At 49.9% G+C, this 20,372-nt stretch carries 8 protein-coding genes; 6 read left to right on the top strand and 2 right to left on the bottom strand.

Annotation, left to right across the window (positions count from 1 at the left end; all coding sequences use genetic code 11):
* Positions 1-24 precede the first annotated feature (24 nt).
* Positions 25-2,202: a GH92 family glycosyl hydrolase gene (locus tag T499_RS0111840; RefSeq protein ID WP_033151141.1), complete on the bottom strand. Its 2,178-nt coding sequence runs from the start codon at positions 2,200-2,202 to the stop codon at positions 25-27.
* A 236-nt stretch (positions 2,203-2,438) separates the two neighbouring features.
* On the opposite strand from T499_RS0111840, the gene T499_RS0111845 reads away from it, so the two are divergent.
* From T499_RS0111845 to T499_RS0111855, 3 genes are all read left to right on the top strand, one after another.
* Entirely contained in the window at positions 2,439-5,801 is a 3,363-nt protein-coding gene (locus tag T499_RS0111845) for a SusC/RagA family TonB-linked outer membrane protein (protein ID WP_033151142.1), read from the top strand.
* 49 nt (positions 5,802-5,850) lie between these two features.
* On the top strand, positions 5,851-7,569 hold the full coding sequence (locus T499_RS0111850) for a SusD/RagB family nutrient-binding outer membrane lipoprotein (protein ID WP_033151143.1): 1,719 nt from the start codon (positions 5,851-5,853) through the stop codon (positions 7,567-7,569).
* Positions 7,570-7,654: 85 nt separating this feature from the next.
* Positions 7,655-11,182 (top strand): family 78 glycoside hydrolase catalytic domain, encoded by a 3,528-nt coding sequence (locus T499_RS0111855; RefSeq protein WP_232221100.1) that lies wholly within the window; start codon positions 7,655-7,657, stop codon positions 11,180-11,182.
* A gap of 55 nt (positions 11,183-11,237) precedes the next feature.
* Here T499_RS0111855 and T499_RS0111860 read toward each other — a convergent pair whose 3' ends face one another.
* Complete coding sequence (locus tag T499_RS0111860; protein ID WP_232221101.1) at positions 11,238-14,768, bottom strand: glycosyl hydrolase 2 galactose-binding domain-containing protein; 3,531 nt, start codon at positions 14,766-14,768, stop codon at positions 11,238-11,240.
* A 115-nt stretch (positions 14,769-14,883) separates the two neighbouring features.
* Between T499_RS0111860 and T499_RS0111865 the strand changes: the two genes are divergently transcribed.
* From T499_RS0111865 to T499_RS0111875, 3 genes are read left to right on the top strand one after another with little or no spacing between them, the layout of a single operon-like run.
* Positions 14,884-16,254 (top strand): alpha-L-fucosidase, encoded by a 1,371-nt coding sequence (locus tag T499_RS0111865; RefSeq protein ID WP_033151146.1) that lies wholly within the window; start codon positions 14,884-14,886, stop codon positions 16,252-16,254.
* Between the two features lie 26 nt (positions 16,255-16,280).
* Complete coding sequence (locus T499_RS0111870; protein WP_033151147.1) at positions 16,281-18,554, top strand: GH92 family glycosyl hydrolase; 2,274 nt, start codon at positions 16,281-16,283, stop codon at positions 18,552-18,554.
* Between the two features lie 11 nt (positions 18,555-18,565).
* On the top strand, positions 18,566-20,371 hold the full coding sequence (locus T499_RS0111875; RefSeq protein WP_033151148.1) for an alpha-L-fucosidase: 1,806 nt from the start codon (positions 18,566-18,568) through the stop codon (positions 20,369-20,371).
* Position 20,372 lies beyond the last annotated feature (1 nt).

Consider the following 20,372-nt stretch of genomic DNA (forward strand, 5'->3'; position numbering starts at 1 on the left):
AATACTTTTCACTATTCACTAAAATTAAGGACGATTCTTAATCTGAGTCCCCCATGCTGAAGGCTGGTTGCCCATCTCGAGTTCGAGTACACCACCCTTTACGATATCCTGGAACATCAGGTACGACTTAGCATAAGGCTTGCCATTCAACTTGGCACTCTGCACGTAGATATTATCCTTGCTGTTGTTATGAGCCTTAACAGTAAATGTCTTACCGCCACCTACGTTAACCTTAGCCTCGTTGAAGAGTGGACTGCCGATGATGTACTTGCCACCTGCAGGCTCTACCTGATACAGACCTAACGACGACATGACATACCAAGCCGACATCTGACCTACATCCTCGTTACCCGACAGACCGTCGAAATCGTTGAAGTAGAGTTCACTCATGGTCTGGCGCAGCAACTTGGCTGCCTTCCAAGGCTGACCTACGTAGTTATACATATATAATATGTGGTGACTAGGCTCGTTGCCATGTGCATACTGTCCAATCAGACCAGAGATATCGGGCGAAGCCTCGGCACCCATATCGCCACTGACGATGAAGAGTGAGTCGAACTTCTCAACAAAACGCTTCTCGCTGGGGAACAAACTAACCAGTCCGTGTACATCGTGAGGTACCAGCCAGGTGTACTGCCAAGCATTACCCTCGGTATAGTCGTCGGCGGTATGTACACTCTTGAATGGATTGAATGGCTCGTGGAAACTACCATCGCTACCGCGTCCACGCATAAACAGAGTCTTGCGATCGAAATAATGCTTATAGCCACGACTGCGATTATAGAAGTACTTGTAATCAGCCTTCTTACCCAACATCTTAGCTACCTTAGCGATACAGTCGTCAGCCAGTGCATACTCCAAGCCCTTAGCCACAGTCTGGAAAGCAGAATCCTTATCGTAAGGCAGATAGCCATACTTTTTGAGCAGATCCATACTGCGCTCATCAAGCATAGCCGATGTCTTCATCGCATTAAAGGCAGCCTCCTTATCGGTTACAAAACCTTTCAGAACCATATCGGCCAGCACAGCTGCACCGGGGTTACCCACCATACAGTCGGTCTCGTTACCCATCAGGTGCCATACAGGCAGCTTGCCCTGCTGCTCGAAGATGTGCTGGAAGGTGGCAGCCATATCCTTCTGCTTCTCAGGATGAATCAGCGTCATCAAAGGATGAGCTGCACGATAGGTATCCCAGAGCGAGAAGGTGGTATAGTTGGTAAAATCGCCATGGTGCACCTTACCATCGGCACCACGGTAATTGCCTGTAACATCGCTGAACACCGATGGTGCGGTCATAGTGTGATAAAGGGCTGTATAGAAGATGGTACGAACGGTCTCATCGTCGGTATCTACATCAATCTTACCCAACTCGTCGTTCCATGCCTGATTAGCAGCAGCTACGGTAGCCTTGAAGTCCCAACCTGGCAGTTCGGTCTTGAGGTTTGCCTTGGCATCCTCGACACTTACTGCCGAGATGGCACATTTTACCATCACTGGCTTAGAGATATCTTCGAAGGTAAGCACCATGATAGAGTCGCCTACCTGCTTCTTCACTTTTACAGGGGTTGAGAACTCGGCTGCAAAGAACACATGCTGATTGCGGGCCCAACCCGACGACTGACGGAAGCCGGTAACCATGGTAGGACTCTCAACAGAAAACCCGCTCTTACGCCAGTTGTCCCAACCGGTACCCTGTCGCAAATCGATACGCAGCATACCTTTATGATTGTCGGCACCGAATGTATAACGGTGGAAACCAACGCGTTTTGTAGCAGTGAGCTCAACAAAAACATTAGGCTGCTGCAAACGGATGGCATAGTAGCCTGGACGAACCGACTCGTTGGCATGTGAGAACTTAGTCTCGGTAGCGCTGCAATGAGCCACTGGCAGGAAACCGATATCACCCAGATCGCCGATACCCGTACCACTGAGGTGGGTATGACCAAAACCTACCAGTACCGAATCGCTGATGTGATAGCCCGAGCACCAGTCCCATCCATGGGTGTGCTCTGTGGGGCCGAGCTGTACCACGCCAAAGGGTACGTTTGCACCCAAGAATACGTGACCGTGACCTCCGGTACCAATCCAGGGATTAACATAATTAGTAAACTCGTTTTTGTGTTGGCAAGCATCTGCCGCCATAACCTGACCAGACACTGCAGTCATGGTCAACGCCAGAATAAATTTATTTAAGCATTTCATAATTTAAATAGGTATATTAGCAATTCGCTTACAAAATTATAAAATAGTGTACGATAACAGAACAAAATGCAAGATTATTATATGAATTTAACCTAAATTAACCTAAAAGTCTTGCTAGTTTGTATAATTATGTTTAGATTTGCACCGTTTTTATAACTATAATTACTATTCAATTAATTAAAACCAACAACATGAAAATGGGAAATTACTTTCTTAGCTCTCACATGAGAGCGTGTATGATGGCCATTTGTCTGCTTTTTGCAGCAGTTGTCAATGCACAGAATGTTACGGTTAAGGGAAGTGTTCTCGACACTAAGGGTGACCCCATTATTGGAGCCACTGTAAAGGTTGAAGGCACCCAAGCCGGAACGGTTACTAACTACGATGGCGACTTCACCATCTCTTGTCGCAATGGAGCTACGCTTAATGTCAGCTACATTGGCTTTGCCCCAAAACAGGTAAAAGCCGAGACAGGCAAAGTTCTCAAAATTGTTCTTGAGGAAGAAGCTACTACCCTGAACGAGGTGGTTGTAACAGCTCTTGGTATCAAGAAAGACCAGAAGAAACTGGGTTATGCCATCAGTTCGATCAATAGCGACGAGCTGATCAAGACTGGTGCCTCTAACTTCGCATCAGCCCTGTATGGTAAGGCTCCTGGTGTTCGCATCCAGTCAGCCCCTGGTGGTAACACATCTGCTGTATCTATCTCGGTACGTGGTATGTCATCAATCACTGGTAACACCCAGCCTCTGATCGTTATGGACGGTGTGCCCATCCACAACGGTAATACCAATAACGAAGGCTACTGGGACAACCAGCGTATCCGTTCAAACGGTTTGGTTGATATCAACCCAGAAGACATCGAGAACATCTCAATCCTGAAGGGTGCTGCCGCTTCTGCACTGTACGGTTCTGAGGCTGCCAACGGTGTTGTAATGATTACCACCAAGAAGGCTGCCAAGGGTACTGGTACACGTGTAAACTTCAGCGCTAACGTTAGCTGGGACAAGATTGCCTACATGCCAGACATGCAGACAGAGTTCGGTCCTGGTTACGACAACTGGGTACTGGGTAACGCCAACCAGGAGGCTCTGACCGGTATGCGTAATGTATATGTTGACCGCAATGGCAACAGCATTACCACTCCACGTGCAGCCTACTATTCTTATGGTCCTCGTTACGATGGCCGTGAGGTAACTTACTTCGATGGTACCAAGCGTGCTTACTCACCTATCGGTGGTAACCAGTGGAACGAGGTATTCCGCACAGGTTTCAACCAGAACTACAACGTTGCTATCACTAACAGTTCAGAGCGTAGCAACATCCGCTTCTCATACAACTTCAACGATGTGAAGCCCATGCAGTTCAACTCTGCTAACCACAAGCACAACTTTAATGTAAATGGTTCGTTTGATATCACCAACACCATTAAGTTGAACTATACCGCTACTTATCAGAAGCAGTTCATTAAGAACCGTCCTTATCGTATCAGCCGTATCGTCCAGAACTACTCTGGTATGTTCGGTAGCTTCACAGATGTTAAGTACATCCGTGAGCACACCATGACAAGTCTCGGTTATATGAACAGCGTATATGCAGCTAACGGTGGTACAACCAACACACTGACTCCCGACGAGCAGTTCCTGTACAGCCCAATGGGTTCTACCTCATTGATCAGCGAGTACTTCTGGAACATCCTTGGTAAGGAGCAGCTTGAGGATCACCAGCGTTTCATCGGTAGCGTGAACCCAACATGGGAGATTATCCCTGGTCTGACTCTTGGTGCACGTATTGCTACCGACCTGACATCAGATAAGATTGAGAATAAGAACCGTGCTGAGAGCGCACACATCTTCTCAACCAACGGTCAGTTCAGCGATGCATACGCACTCGAGAACAGCAAGTATGAGATTGTTTACGGTGACGTAATGCTGAGCTTCGACAAGACATTTGCTGATGTTCACAACGTACAGGCTAACTTCGGTTACAACGCCCGTCAGGAGACATACTACATGTCAAGCGTTAGCACCAGTCAGGGTCTGAGCCAGGAGAACTGGTTTAACCTCGCAGCTTCAGTTGGTACCAAGAACGCCAACATGAACAAGCAGGATATGCTTCGTACAGGTATGTTCCTCACCGCTAGCTACGGCTACGACAACTGGGCATACATCGAGGGTACTATCCGTAACGAGAAGACCTCTACCCTGAAGAAGGGCAACAACTCATTCTGGTATCCATCAGCCAGTGCCAGCATTCTGTTCACAGAGCTGATGAAGGACAACAAGCCAGCTTGGTACGACTATGGTAAGATTCGCGCTTCTTACGGTATCGTAGGTAATGCTCCTGAGATCTACCGCGCTAACTTGGCATACAGCCAGGGTAACCTGCAGCACGGTGATACTTACATCTACAACTACATGAGTACATCAGTAGGTAACGAGAGCATCAAGCCTGAGAAGAAGTACGAGTTCGAAATTGGTCTCGAGAGTAAGTTCTTCAACAACCGCTTAGGTTTCGAGTTCTCTTACTACCACAATGATATCAAGGACCAGATCCTGCAGACAACTTCTGCCTACTCTATGGGTGCACAGAGCATGCTGATGAACGTAGGTGAGTTGACTAACTCAGGTGCTGAGTTCAGTATCTATGGTACTCCATTCGAGAATAAGGACTGGCGTGTTGACCTGCGTGCAAACATCGCAGTTAATAAGAATAAGGTAAAGAAACTGGCCGATGGTCTGGATGTTCTTTCACACGCTAACTGGGATAACGGTGCAGCTACCCTTGAGTCACACGTTGGTGAGCCTATGGGTGACTTCTACACATACACTTGGAAGACCGACGAGAACGGTAACCGTATCGTAGGCGAGGATGGTTTGTACATCACCGATACTTCTGAGCGTCATAAGGTAGGAAACGCTATGCCTGATGCCGTTGGTGGATTCGCTGCTTCGGTAAGCTACAAGAACTTCACACTGGATATGAGCTTCGACTACCGTATCGGTGGCGACGTTATCAACCAGCCTTGGCAGTACTACATGGATACCGGTATCATCAAGGACGCTGTTGGTGCTCGTGACTACCAGAGCGGTGGTATCTTCTACTACAGCACTACCGAGAATGTTGACGATAAGGCCAGCATCGTACGTGTTGATCCTTCACAGGTTCCTAACTACCAGCGTGGTGTAACCATGATCGATGGTCACTATGTATGGGATAACGGTGTTATCCAGAAGGGTGTAAAGGAGGATGGTACTCCTAACGACATCATCACCACTCAGTTCGCTATCAACGACATGCAGTATGGTTGGGGTACCAGCGCTACTCAGAGCTATCAGGAGGCAATCCAGAAGAACAGCTACGTGAAGTGCCGTGAGATCAGCCTGTCATATCAGCTCCCAGTAGAGTGGACCAAGCGTTTCGGATGCAGCAACCTCACAGTATCTGCATTTGCACGTAACCCATTCTATCTCTATCGTACATTGAAGCTGTTCGATTCAGAGACTACCGATGGTACTAACTGGATCTACCAGGCACAGGTTGGTGGTTCAACTGCCAGCGCCCGCACATTCGGTGTTTCACTCCGTGCAAGCTTCTAATAGATGGTGCAATAGAACATTTGAAACTAACTAAAAGATTATAAGATTTATGAAAAAGATATTTTTTACAGTCTTTGCCGCAGTGGGAATGATGTCTCTCGTATCTTGTTCTGATTCAGACTTTAACGAGAAGTATGCTGACCCATCAAAGACTACAACAGTAGGCGTTCCACAGGTGTTCACCGGCGTGCTTGATGCAGGTAACCGTTGGATGAACCTGGATTATTGGCGCTATTACACCCAGTCAACCACATCAGGTTGCTTCTCGGGTGTAATCGGTAACGCTAACGGACGCGGTCGTTTCCGTGGTGCCAGCGAGGGTTACTTCAATATCCGTTGGCAGGATTTCTACAACATGCTGACTCAGTTCCGTGTGCTGGAGGATACCTATAACAACCTCTCTGACGACGAGAAGGCTGCTAACAAGATTTTCTTCTATCTGGGTCGTACCCTGATGCAGGCTCAGCTCCACGAGGTTATCTCTATCTGGGGCGATGCTCCCTACTCTGGTGCAGGAACACTGTGGAAGACCGGTAACTACGATGCCGCTAAGACAGCAGCTACATACGATGACGACGTACAGATCTACAAGCAGATTCTGGCCGACCTGAAGGAAGTTGGTGATTACTTCGCCGCTGGCAACTTGAATGCAGCTGGTGTCAGCGCACTGAAGCGTCAGGACTATACTTCTGCCGCTGGTTCTACCGACATCTGGCAGCGTTATGTTAACTCACTCCGTCTGCGCATCGCTCTGCACCTGGCTACCAATGGTGACCTGACTGCCGACGCTAAGAGCGCTATCCAGGAGATTCTGAGCAACCCAACACAGTATCCTCTGATTGAGAGCAACGATCAGAACATCGGTGTAAACGGTGATACAGCTACCGACCACTTCAACTATGGTAAGGGTGTTTCTCAGGCTCTGGGTGGTAGCAGCTCTATGGCTGCTGGTTCACAGGCTATGCTCGACGCTATGAACGTGCCTGCTAACGGTGTGCCCGATGAGAATACCGACCCACGTCTGGCTGCTATCTACGATTGCAACCCCGACGGTGAGTATGTAGCTTACGACAACTCACTCACCAGCAGTGAGATCGACGACATCGCTGATAAGAAGAATAAGGAGTATATCGACCGTGGTATCAACACTTCTAATTACTACTGTCGTATCGATACCATCGCTTTCGCTGGTTGGGCTGCTTATCAGGGTAATGCCAACCTGAATGGTACTTGGATCAACGCTGCCGAGGTAGCTCTGAGCAAGGCCGAGGCTTACCTGATGGGTTATGGTGTGGCTGCCAACGAGGCTACAGCTAAGGAGTATTTCATTAAGGGAGTAGTACTTTCTAACGAATACTACTGGAACATGAAGACCACTTCTTCACTGTACAAGGAGGGTAACGACTCATACAGCGGTTTCCGTGCACTGACCGTTCCTACATCAGCCGACTTCGAGGCATATGCCAACAAGATCTGGAAGGCTACTCAGGAGTGCGTTGCTACTCAGCTCTGGCTGAACTTCGCTTACCTGAACGAGCTGGAGGCTTGGAACGTAAACCGTCGTACTGGATTCCCCAACGTGAAGTTTGCTAAGGATACTCAGATGGCTGACTATCCTACTCCTCCAAACCGTCTGCCTTACCCAAGCGACGAGTTGAACTTCAACAAGGACAACTGCGAGGCTGCTAAGGCTATCAACTACTCAGAGAGCACTGGTTACTACACTAACCTGTTCTGGGCTAAGCAGACCTACTACTCACTCTATTAAAAAATAGATTGAAACACAATAATTATCCCGAGACCCTTTGCGGGTTTCGGGATTTTTATTAAAACCCAACAAACCCAAAACTGAAATGAAAAGACTTCTATTGCTAATTATCGCATTATGCGTTTTCTGGCATAGTTATGCTGGAAAGCAGGTTACAAATCGTGTAGTGGTAGCTTATGTTACCGCAGGTACAACAGAGATTCCCGATCCAACGTTGATGACCCACATCAACTATGCATTCGGAACAGTCAACAAAACATTTAATGGTATAGATATCCAGAAGCCAGAACGCCTACGGGTGATTGCTGGTTTGAAACAGCAGAACCCCGACTTAAAAGTGCTGCTGTCGATTGGTGGATGGACAGCAGGACGATTCAGCGAGATGGCTGCCACCAAACAGAACCGCGCTGCCTTTGCAAAGGACTGCAAACGCATTGTAGATGAGTTCGGACTAGATGGCATCGATATCGACTGGGAATACCCGTCATCAAGCGAGGCTGGTATCTCGTCATCACCCGACGATATCGATAACTTTACGCTGCTGATGAAGGAACTGCGCCGCGTGTTAGGAAAACAGAAACTGCTTACCATCGCCACCATCTGCACCGCAAAGTATATCGACTTTAAGAAATGTCTGCCTTATCTCGACTTAGTGAATGTGATGTCGTATGATATGAGCGATCCCAACAAGGCTCACCATGCAGCCCTCTACCCCTCGCCTATCTCAGGCTACTGCACCGGCTCAGAAGCTGTCGAGGCACACCTGAAGGCAGGCGTACCCAAGGAGAAACTGGTGATGGGTATGCCCTTCTACCAAAAAGGCAGAAGACAGGACGCTGGTGTTGACGAATATCTGCGTACGGGTATCCTGCCCGTAGGCTACACACGTCAGTGGAGCGATGTGGCACAAGCCGATTATATTGCCAACGAAAAGGGTGAGTTTGTATGGGCCTACGAAACCACACGTTCATTAGGATCCATCTGTCAGTATATCCTTGATAACAACCTGCGTGGTGGTATGTACTGGGAATACTCAAACGACCGGACTGGTGAGTTCAGCTCACTGCTTAGTAAAATGCTATTAGAACAACCTACCACTGTAGGCCATAAAACCGCAGCCCTTAACACATCAGCCTGGCAGAATGCCGAATGGATTTCGGTTGTGAATGCCCCTGTAGTAACAGGTCGTGCCGACAAGGTGATTCGTGCTGCCGATGGCGCCAGCTGGTTTGTATCTACCATCCAGAACGAAAAGCCCGTTACCCAAGCTAAATGGATGACAACGGGATTAGGTGTGTTTGAACTTTACCTGAACGGACAACCTGTAGGCGACGAAATCCTGAAGCCCGGATTTACACACTACGCCAAAACCAAGCGTTCGTTTACTTACGATATCACCGCAGCTTTCCAGAAGCAGACTGGTAACGAGAATGTACTCTCGGCTCAGGTCACACCGGGCTGGTGGGCTGATAAGATTATCACTCCAGGCGATCACGAAGGTATGATTGGTAAGAAGTGTGCCTTTCGTGGTGTATTGGAACTGACATTTGCCGATGGCACCAAGCAATACTACGGCACCAACTGCAAGGATTGGAAAGCAGGTATTGCAGGTCAGGTAAAGCACGCCGGTATATTTGATGGCGAGGCTTTTGATGCCCGCGAACTGCCTGGATTTGCTACCCCTGAAAAACTCTCAACTCCTGAGGTAAATAGCGAGTTTACAGGCGAGATTGTACCATCCGATGGTGCTGAGGTTTATCTGCGTCGCGACTTGGCATTACGCCCCGCCAGCGCCTATATCTGGCAAGGTGTAACCGGCGAGAAACAAGCCACCGACAAGAAGGATATCGAATATGGTAAGGTTACCATCAAACGCAACTATGCCCTGGGCGAAACCATCACTCTGAATCCTGGCGAAACGCTGATTGTAGATTTCGGACAGAATACATCAGGTGTACCATTCTTCAGCTTTAAAGCCAACGAAGGTACTACCCTGACTTGCTTGCCTGCTGAAATCCTGAACGATGGCAACGGTGCCGAACGCCGTGGCATGGACGGACCAGAAGGTAGCGTGCATCGTCGCAACCTGCGTATCCAGAAAACTGGTATCCGTATCGATTATACCTTTGCCAACAACCCCAGCTTTGTAAGCTACTATCCCCACTGCACCTTCTTTGGCTACCGTTACATCTCGGTAACCGCTACCGATAAGGTAGAGATTCAACGCGTTGAATCACTGCCTGTAACCAGCATCGCCAAAGGTCTGGAAATAGGTAAAATCACCACAGGTAACGACCTGATTAACAAACTGATTTCGAACACCGTTTGGGGCCAGCGCTCTAACTATCTCTCGGTTCCTACCGACTGTCCGCAGCGCGATGAACGATTAGGTTGGATGGCTGATACTCAAGTGTTTACCGAAGCCGGTTCGTTCTTTGCTAATACCGACGGATTCTTCCATAAATGGACCCGCGATGTACGCGACTCACAGAGTGCTACAGGTGGATTTCCAGGCGTATCGCCTACTGCCCAGTATGGTAATGAGATGATGCGATTGGGTTGGGCCGATGCCGGTGTGATTGTGCCATGGACAGTATGGAAGCAGTTTGGCGATAAAGCCATCGTAGATGAGAACTGGGAAGCGATGGAACGCTTCATGAATCACATCAACGAGGTGAAATACAACCACGAGGCACTCGTAAAGGAAAACGGCAACTACCAGTGGGCCGACTGGCTGAGCTGCGAGGCTTTGGAGACTTGTATTAACCTGGCTTTCGACGAGAACTGGAAACCACGTCCCGATGCCATAGTCTACTGGAATTACCTGAGTGCCTGCTACTGGCAGATTGATGCCGAGATGATGCGTGACATGGCACTGGCAACAGGTCGCGATGCCTCGAAATACCAGCAGATGGCAGAGGCTGCCCAGATTTATCTGAAGCAGCAGTTCCTGAATCAGGATGGTACCTTTAAGACTGACGTGCTGAACACCATGCAAACCCCTGCCCTGTTTGCTTTGAAGAACCGTCTGGTAGATGGTGGTGCCAAGGAGCGTATGATTCAGCGCCTGCGCCAGAATTTTGAGGAACATGGCAACTGCTTGCAGACCGGTTTCCTAGGCACCAGTATCCTGATGGCTACACTCACCGAAAACGGCATGGTAGATATTGCTTACGAACTGCTTTTCCAGCGTAAGAACCCCAGTTGGATTTACTCGATTGACAACGGTGCCACCACCATCTGGGAGCGTTGGAACAGCTACCGCCGCGATAATGGCTTAGGACCTAACGGCATGAACAGTTTTAACCACTATGCCTACGGTGCCGTATGCGAGTGGATTTGGGAGACTGCAGCCGGTATCGCTACCGACACCCAGGTGCCAGGCTTTAAGCAGATTATCATGAAGCCTATCCCCGATAAGCGTTTAGGCTTTATGAAGGCCGAATACCAGTCGGCAGCCGGTTTGATTAAGAGCGAATGGAAATACGAAGGCGACCTGTGGTTGTGGAACTTCACCGTTCCCGAAGGAGCCACCGCCATCGTTACCCTACCCGGCGAGACAACCCCGAAGACATATCCAAGTGGCACTTACCACTTACAAAAGAAACTCTAACAAAAAAAGCCGCCCTTCAGCATTTTGAAGAGCGGCTTTCTTTTTGGGAATCTGATTAGTTAATCGGAGTCACCTCAATCACAGGACTCTGACCTCTACCATCCTCAGCTTTCCATTCGATGGTAACCACCTTCTGTTCGCCAGGCATCATGGTAAAGTAGTTATCGCTGTAAATCACAGGCAGAATCTGCTCGCCATCGGCACCCTTCAGATTTATACGCAGGAATGGAGCTACCGACTTACCAGTGTTCTTCAATGTCACAACAGCCTTGGTACCAGTAACCTTTACGCTCTGCTGCAAGGCGGGTTTTGGCAGGGTGTTCAGGGCACGGTAGTTATTCTCCTCTTTGCCCATGATATACTCGTTCTCCGAAATCACACCACGCTTACCGGCAAGTGTCAAACGCAGGAACCATACATCTGATGGCGCCTGAGCCTGCAACTTAGCCAACTTCAGGATGGCCTTGGTGGTATCCTCGTTGCTATTCAAACGAACCTTCTGCTGGCGCACTTTCTTACCATTCAGATCGAATACCGTTACTGTAGCGGTGATACCAGCCACATTTCCTGCAGAGTGGTTCACTACCTCAACGCTATCCGTCAGAGCGTTATACTGGATATGTAAGGGCTCGCAGGCCTTCTTTACACCAAAGTAAGCCGCTGTGGGGTCGAAATAGTAATCGTAAGTCTGCCAAACCATCGATGGCCAGCAAGCATGACTCATCCAGATCAACAGTCCTGCACGACTCTTGCTGGTACTCTCGTACATGCCACGATAACCGTTATAGTTAATGAGCTGAGCCCAACGGGTAAACTCCTCGGCGCTGTTAGCCTTGCCAAGTCCCTCTTCTACCAGTCCGTTAAACTCGCGGGCACGCTGGGCACCTAACAGGGTGTAATCGTGCATACCCCACTGTACGCTCTGTGGCCAGAGTGAATCGGGACTCAATGTACGCTTCAAACTCTCGATATTCATCACGTTAGGCATACCACGCTCGGTGTGAATCTTACCACTCTGACGAGAGAAGTACTCCTTCATAGGCAGTGCCCAGTATGGACCGTGACCACTCACACCATCATCAGCCGAGCTTGAGATAAACTCCAATCCAGGCGACAGGGTATGTACATACTCACGCAACTTGCGATCGATAGCCTCAGGTGGGAATCCCTCGTTACGTCCTACCCAGATACCAATGCTGGCATGACTGCGGATACGGCGCAGATAATCCTGTGCATTGCTCAGGAACAGCATATCGTCGTGAGGATCAGGTCCGTCGGCTGGGTTAGCCAACCAGAAGTCCTGCCATACCATGATACCATGCTTATCGCAAGCCTCGTAGAAAGCCTCGTCGCCAATCTGTCCTACCCAGTTACGAATCATGGTGCAGTTCATCTCCTTGTGATACCCTACAGCAATATCGTACTCACGTGAGCGGTACAGCAGATTGTGCTCATCGAAGCCCCAGTTACCACCCAGTGGAATAAAGCGGCGTCCATTAATATACATGATGAGCGAATCCTTCAGACCCTCGTATTTCATCTCGCGGATACCAGCCTGATAGTTGATGGTAGATGCCACGCCGTTATCAGGGGTGAAGGTAAAGCCAGCCTCGTACAGATTAGGCTCGCCGTAACCATTAGGCCACCACAGCTTAAAGTCGCTGCTGGTCAACTGCTTGTTGCAATGAGGACAGAAGCTTACCTCCTGCTCGGTGTTGGCAGGCAGCGTCATCTTCTTCTCAAACTTCACGTCACCAATCCAGCCCTTCAGGGTACCAGTAACTGGCTTGTTATCGTTGTTGCGTACAAACACAGCAGGCTTTACACTGGCTGTTTTGCCATCAGCAGCCAACTTGGTTTTTACATATGGATCGCTCACAGTCACATTACCTGTTGAGGTGAGATAAACCTCGTTCCAGATACCAACCTCGCGTCCACGTACAGTGGTAATCCAGTCCCATCCGATAGTAGCGTGGAAGGTAGGATTATCGGCACCAAGCAGTCCACCATTCAACTGGGTGGTGTTGCGGTCCTTCTCCTTTACGGCACCAAAGTACTTGTTGCACTCCACCTCTACTGCCAGGTAGTTCTTACCCTTATGCAGCAGACCGGTTACATTGAATTTGCCACGCATAAAGGCACCCTCGATACGGCCCAGACGCTGTCCGTTCAGATAAACGTTAGCTTTCCAGTTGATACCATCGAAGTTGAGCCACTGCTGCTCACCATCAATACGCTCTACGTTGAACTCCTGACGGTACCAGAAGTTTGAGCGGAAATATGATTCTGAAATTTGATTGATATCGTCGGCATAGTTTGGATCGGGAACAGCACCGATATTCATAAACGATGCCAGCACGGTGCCAGGTACTGTAGCAGGCACCCAACTTCTACTATCATAATCAGCCGATGCAATCTGCTCGCCACGGGCATCCACCTCCGATGCACGCTGCAACTGCCACATGCCGCCACTCAACTCGTAGCGTCCGTTCTTCATACCAGCCACAGCATGTGCGGTGTAAACCTGTTTCTGCTTCGACAGCACCTCCAACTCACGCAGAGCATAGCAGCCATCCTCGCCGGGCTCCTGGAGGAGCAAGCGCACGTAGCGGGCAGTACATTGAACATTGACCATTGAAGATTGACCATTGAGAGATGCCACCTTTTTCCAGGTTTGGGCGTCGTCGGATATTTGGATGATACCTTTCTTGGGGGCATAAAGCCAGTCGAGATTAATCTGCTCGATAGGCAGACTCTTTCCAAGGTCGGTGTATATCCACTGCTCGCCACCGCCATCGCTCATCCACAGGCTACTGAACTGCTGCGATGGCAACAGCTCTACATACTCGCCGATGGCATTCTGGAACTGCAACTCGTACACGTCCCAGTGGGCAGCACCAGTCATATCCATTACCACACGCAGATGCTGGGTGTTTACAGGTGTTTTGAATTTAATCAGTTCATCCAACTGACGGGCTGGCAACAGGCTCTCCTCGGTCTGTTTGTTGGGGTCGGAATGCAACTTATAATACAGCGGCTTACCAGGCAGTTTGTCGCCCTTCAGTTCGCCAACCACCTGCCAGTCTTTTCCATTTTCCGAAGCCTCGCAACGAATGCTGTAGCCCTCGGTAGCCAGCTGGTCGTTATAGGCCATCATACCTACCACACGTACCCCGGCAGTTTTTACTGTCATGGCACCGCTATAGTCGTACTGCAGCCAGGTCTTCTCGCCCATCAGGATATTCTTTGAATAGGCACCGCCATCGATGGCCCATTCGGCTTCCTTACGTGGCAGCACACCATCCTGGGTAGAAACCTTCAGCAGGATGGGATCGGCAGTATCGCAGATACCATCTGTTACCAGATGTGCCGTCAGGTTGTAGTCGATAGCCGACGAAGCCCAGGCCGCACGGTGGCGTGCTACATTTGTTAATGTCTGGCCATTCTCCACCCAGCTCAGTGTGGGTGCGTAATACTCACTCTTGGCACCCGGATACTGTCCGATGCCACGCGTGTAATCAGTTGGTTGAGGTGCAGCCACAGCGCACATACCGATACACGAAAAAATTGCTGTAAGATACTTCATATTGTCGTAGTTTCTGATTTTTGTGCACAAAAGTACAAAAAAAATGGATACCATACTAAACTTTCGTCATTTTTTTGCTATCTTTGCAACCATAACTAATATACAATTTCTATTTATGCTAAAAACAAGAAGATTATGTCTGGCCTTAGGGCTGGCAGTGTGCCTGTCGGTAGGTGCACAGGATAACGAGATTCATCAGCGTTCCGAAACCTACGAGTGGCCAACCGACCAGCTGGTAGTAAAGAATCTTAAAGCATGGCAGGACCTGAAGTTCGGCGTGCTGTTTCATTGGGGATTATATGCCGTACCAGGCATGGTAGAATCATGGGCTATCTGCGACGAGAACTGGATTACCCGCGACTCTACACGCACCTATCAGCAGTATATGGACTGGTACTTCGGACTGGCCGACGAGCTGAAACCCACCAAGTTTGATCCTACCCAGTGGGCTGAGGCCTGCAGCAATGCGGGTATGAAATATATGATTTTCACCACCAAGCACCACGATGGTTTCTGTATGTGGGATTCACAGGAGACCGATTTTACCATTGCCAAGCATGCCTTTAAGGACGATCCACGTCGCGACGTGCTGAAGCATGTGCTGGATGCCTTCCGCCAGAAGCAGTTCACCATCGGTACCTACTTCTCTAAGCCCGACTGGCACTCGCAGTACTACTGGTGGGATGTGTATGCCAAGAAAGGTCGCAACGTGAACTATCCCGTTGATCAGCACCCCTGGCGCTGGCAGCAGTTCAAGAAGTTCACCCACAATCAGATGAACGAAATTCTGTCGCGTTACGGTAAGGTAGATATCCTGTGGCTCGATGGCGGCTGGGTAGCTAAGGAAAACCGCGGTCAGGATCTGGATATGCCCGAGGTGGCCCGTATCGCCCGTAAGAATCAGCCTGGCATCATTATCGTAGATCGTACCATCCATGGTCCTTACGAGAACTACCAGACACCCGAGCGCACCATCCCCGAGACACAGTTGGATTTCCCCTGGGAGAGCTGTATCCCTCTGAGCGACGACTGGGGCTGGGTACCACGTCCACGTTTCAAGAGTCCTGAGAAGGTGATTGGCACCCTCATCGAGATTGTAGCCAAGGGGGGAAACCTGGTGTTAGGCGTTGGTCCTACTCCCGAAGGACTGATTGAGCCTGAGAGCGTGAAGCGCTTGAATGCCATTGGTGCCTGGCTTAAGCTGAACGGTAAAGCCATCTATAACACCACCATCACCCCTTATTACAACGAGGGTAATGTATGGTTCACCAAAGCCAAGGATGGTAGTCGCTATTATGCCATCTACCGTTTGAACGATGGCGAGAAACTGCCTACCAGCATCACCTGGAGCCAGAATCTGCCAAAGAAAGCCATCCGTTTGGTTAGCAACGGCAAACGTGTAAAATACAAGCTGCAGGGCAATCAGGTAACCGTTTATCTGCCCAAGCAGCTGCCCAAGCAGTCGATTGCACTTGAAATAGAATAACGCAGTTTGAACTAAACTCTGAACTTATGAAGATACGTTGCATCCAAAAGGTCTTCGTAGCCTTGTTTCTTTTAGCGTGCCAGTCGGTTTTTGCCAAGCTGCAGCCGGTTGATTACGTGAGTACCTTGGTAGGTACCGAGTCGAACTACAACCTCTCAACAGGTAACACCTACCCTGCCGTAGCCATGCCTTGGGGCATGAACTTCTGGGTGGCACAGACCGGTAAGAATGGCGATGGCTGGCAATACACCTATACCGCCAACAAGATTCGCGGCTTGAAGCAAACCCACCAGCCCAGTCCGTGGATTAACGATTACGGACAGTTCTCGCTGATGCCCACGGTAGGCCCTAAGGTGTTCAACGAAAACAAGCGTGCCAGCTGGTTCTCGCATAAGGCCGAGGTAGCCACACCCTATTATTACAGCGTGTATCTGGCTGATTACGATGTAACTGCCGAGGTGGCTCCTACCGAGCGAGCTGCTGTGATGCAGTTTACCTTCCCCGAGACTGATGAGGCCAACGTGGTGATTGATGCCTTTGATAAAGGTTCGTACGTAAAAATCATCCCCGCCGAAAATAAGGTGATTGGCTATACCACCAAGAACAGCGGCGGTGTACCCGAGAACTTCAAGAACTGGTTTGTGATGGTGTTCGATAAGCCATTCGCCAGCAGCGTAACGGTGCAGGATAGCATTTTTACCAATCAGTTGGAGATGACAGCCCATCATGCCGGTGCCATCGTATCGTTCAAAACCCGTAGAGGCGAGAAGGTATGTGCCCGTGTGGCATCATCATTCATCAGTTTGGAGCAGGCCGAGCAGAACCTGAACGAGATTGGCAAGCGTTCGCTGCAGCAGGTAAAAACAGCCGGCTGCAAACGCTGGAACGAGGTATTGGGACGTATCGAGATCGAGGATAATGATATCGACCACCTGCGCACGTTCTATAGCTGCTTGTACCGCTCCGTGCTCTTCCCACGTAGTTTCTACGAGCTCAACGCCCAGGGTGAGCCCATCCACTACAGTCCTTACAACGGCGAGGTTCGCAAGGGTTATATGTTTACCGATACCGGCTTCTGGGATACCTTCCGCTGCCTGTTCCCACTGCTTAATCTGGTTTATCCCTCGATGAACACCAAGATGCAGGAAGGACTGGTGAATGCCTATCTGGAAAGCGGCTTCCTACCCGAGTGGGCCAGTCCAGGTCACCGTGGCTGTATGGTAGGCAACAACTCAGCCTCGATTGTAGCCGATGCATACCTGAAGGGGCTGCGTGGCTATGATATCAACAAGCTTTGGGAAGCTGTGGTGCACGGCACCCAGGCTGTACACCCCAAGGTGAGCAGCACAGGCCGTTTGGGCTACGAGTACTACAACAAGTTGGGTTATGTGCCTTACGATGTAAAAATCAATGAGAATGCCGCCCGCACCCTGGAGTATGCCTACGACGACTGGTGTATCTACCAGTTAGGTAAAGCCTTAGGAAAAAAGAAAAAGGAGATCGACGTGTTTGCCAAGCGCGCCATGAACTATAAGAACCTGTTTGATGCCGAGACCAAGCTGATGCGAGGTCGCCTGAAGAATGGTGAGTTTATGAAGCCCTTCAACCCCTTGAAATGGGGCGATGCTTTTACCGAGGGTAACAGCTGGCATTACACCTGGTCGGTATTCCACGACCCACAGGGACTCATCAACCTGATGGGTGGTAAGGCTGCCTTTAATCAGATGCTCGACTCGGTATTTGCCCTGCCTCCCGTGTTTGATGACAGCTACTATGGCTTTACCATCCACGAGATCCGTGAGATGCAGATTATGAACATGGGTAACTATGCCCACGGCAACCAGCCCATACAGCACATGATCTATCTGTATGGCTACAGCGGCGAGCCTTGGAAAACCCAGTATTGGATTAACCAGACGATGAACCGCATGTACAATGCCAACCCCGATGGCTATTGCGGCGATGAAGACAACGGACAGACTTCGGCCTGGTATGTGTTCTCGGCTTTGGGATTCTATCCCGTTTGTCCAGGCAGCAACCAGTATGTCATCGGTACCCCATACTTTAAGCAGGCCACCGTACACCTGGAGAACGGCAATACGCTCTCTATCGATGCCGACGGCAAAGGCTGCTATATCCAGCAGATGACGCTGAACGGCGCCGACTACCAGCATAACTACCTGAATCACAACCAGCTGATGCAGGGCGCTACCATCCGTTTCGGTATGAGTACCACCGCCAACAAGCAGCGCGGCACCCAGCCACAGGATGCCCCCTATTCGTTTACGAATGCACAATAATAACACAAAATATGAAACAATTACTTTTACTATTCAGTTTTAACTTCCTACTTCTACCTACTTTTGCCCAAAAGCAGGCACCAGCACCAGTTGCGCCCCTGCCTACAGCCCATCAGGTGGCTTGGCAGAAGTTAGAGACTTATGCTTTTATCCACTTCGGTCCCAATACCTTTGGCGATCGCGAGTGGGGCTATGGCGATGCGCCATTGAGTGATTTCAACCCCACCAAGCTCGACACCGAGCAATGGGCCCGCACCATTAAGTCTGCCGGTATGAAAGGTGTGATACTCACCGCCAAGCACCACGACGGTTTTTGTTTGTGGCCCACCAAGTACACCGACTACAGCGTTCGCAATACGCCTTACAAGGATGGTAAGGGCGATATTGTAGGCGAGTTGGCAACCGCCTGTAAGAAGTACGGCCTGAAACTGGGTCTGTACCTCTCGCCATGGGATCGCCATCAGGCATTCTACAGCACCCCACTCTATGTGGAGTATTTCTATGCCCAGCTCGAGGAGTTGCTCACCCAGTATGGCGAGCTTTTCGAGGTGTGGTTCGATGGTGCCAACGGTGGTGATGGCTGGTATGGCGGTGCCAAAGAACAGCGCAAGATTGATCGCCGTACCTACTACGATTTCCCCCGTGCCCACAAATTAGTGTATAAGCATCAGCCACAAGCCATCATCTTTAGCGATGGCGGCCCCGGTTGCCGTTGGGTTGGCAACGAAGAGGGTTATGCCGATGCCACCAACTGGTCGTTCCTGCGAATCAACGAGGTTTATCCTGGTTACGATAAGTACTACGAGCTGACCAGCGGACATGCCGATGGCGACACCTGGGTACCCTCGGAGTGCAACACCAGTATCCGTCCGGGTTGGTTCTATCACGAGAGCGAGGATGCTCGTGTAAAAAGCATCCCACAGCTCACCGACCTGTACTACCGCAGCGTGGGTCATAACGGCACATTCCTGCTCAACTTCCCCGTGGATAAGGAAGGACTCATCCATCCTATCGACTCGGCTAATGCCGTAAACTATCACCAGCAAGTAGCTGCCGAACTGAGTAACAACCTGTTGCGTAAAGTCAGCATCAAAGCTTCGAATGTTCGTGATAAGAAACTGTACGGAACGGCAAATCTGACCGACGGCAACTACGATACCTACTGGGCTACCGAGGATGGTGTAACCACTGCCACACTCGAGATTGCACTCAAAGGTACGCAGAAGATTAACCGCATCATGCTGCAGGAGTATATTCCTCTGGGCCAGCGTGTTAGCAAATTCCACTTAGAGTACTTTAACGGCGGCAAATGGCAGCCCATCAGCATCAAGGAGGCTACAACCACTATCGGTTACAAACGTCTGCTGCGCTTCCAGACCATTACCGCCAAGAAGCTGCGTGTGTGCTTCGACGAGGCTCGTGGTCCGCTCTGCATCAACGGCATCGGCGCCTACTATGCCCCCAAGGCTTTGGAGAGCTACCAGCAGCAGGAACTGAATCTGAAAGGCTTTGATTACACCATCCAGCAGCAGGATGCCAAAGCCATCACCATCGACCTGGGTCGCACCCGTCAGATCCGTTCGCTGCATTACAAACCAACCACTACTGGTATGATCTCTCACTACGAAATATGGGCTGGCAATACCCTCGACAACATGAAGCGTATTGCCGCAGGCGAGTTCTCGAACATCCGCAACAATCCCATTATGCAGGATGTGTATTTTGCACCCGCCGACTGCCGTTACGTACAGCTGAAAGCCGTACACCTGGTGAGCGAATCAGAATCAGCATCTTACGATAAACTCATCATTCTGTAAA

This window comes from Prevotella sp. RM4 (assembly GCF_000701965.1).
Classification (GTDB): Bacteria; Bacteroidota; Bacteroidia; order Bacteroidales; family Bacteroidaceae; genus Prevotella; species Prevotella ruminicola.

Excerpts from the sequence above, each read along its gene's own strand:
- T499_RS0111865 (WP_033151146.1), top strand. The coding sequence starts at position 14,884 with ATGCTAAAAACAAGAAGATTATGTCTGGCCTTAGGGCTGGCAGTGTGC.
- T499_RS0111845 (WP_033151142.1), top strand. The coding sequence starts at position 2,439 with ATGATGGCCATTTGTCTGCTTTTTGCAGCAGTTGTCAATGCACAGAAT.
- T499_RS0111870 (WP_033151147.1), top strand. The coding sequence starts at position 16,281 with ATGAAGATACGTTGCATCCAAAAGGTCTTCGTAGCCTTGTTTCTTTTA.
- T499_RS0111875 (WP_033151148.1), top strand. The coding sequence starts at position 18,566 with ATGAAACAATTACTTTTACTATTCAGTTTTAACTTCCTACTTCTACCT.
- T499_RS0111860 (WP_232221101.1), bottom strand. The coding sequence starts at position 14,768 with ATGAAGTATCTTACAGCAATTTTTTCGTGTATCGGTATGTGCGCTGTG.
- T499_RS0111840 (WP_033151141.1), bottom strand. The coding sequence starts at position 2,202 with ATGAAATGCTTAAATAAATTTATTCTGGCGTTGACCATGACTGCAGTG.
- T499_RS0111850 (WP_033151143.1), top strand. The coding sequence starts at position 5,851 with ATGAAAAAGATATTTTTTACAGTCTTTGCCGCAGTGGGAATGATGTCT.
- T499_RS0111855 (WP_232221100.1), top strand. The coding sequence starts at position 7,655 with ATGAAAAGACTTCTATTGCTAATTATCGCATTATGCGTTTTCTGGCAT.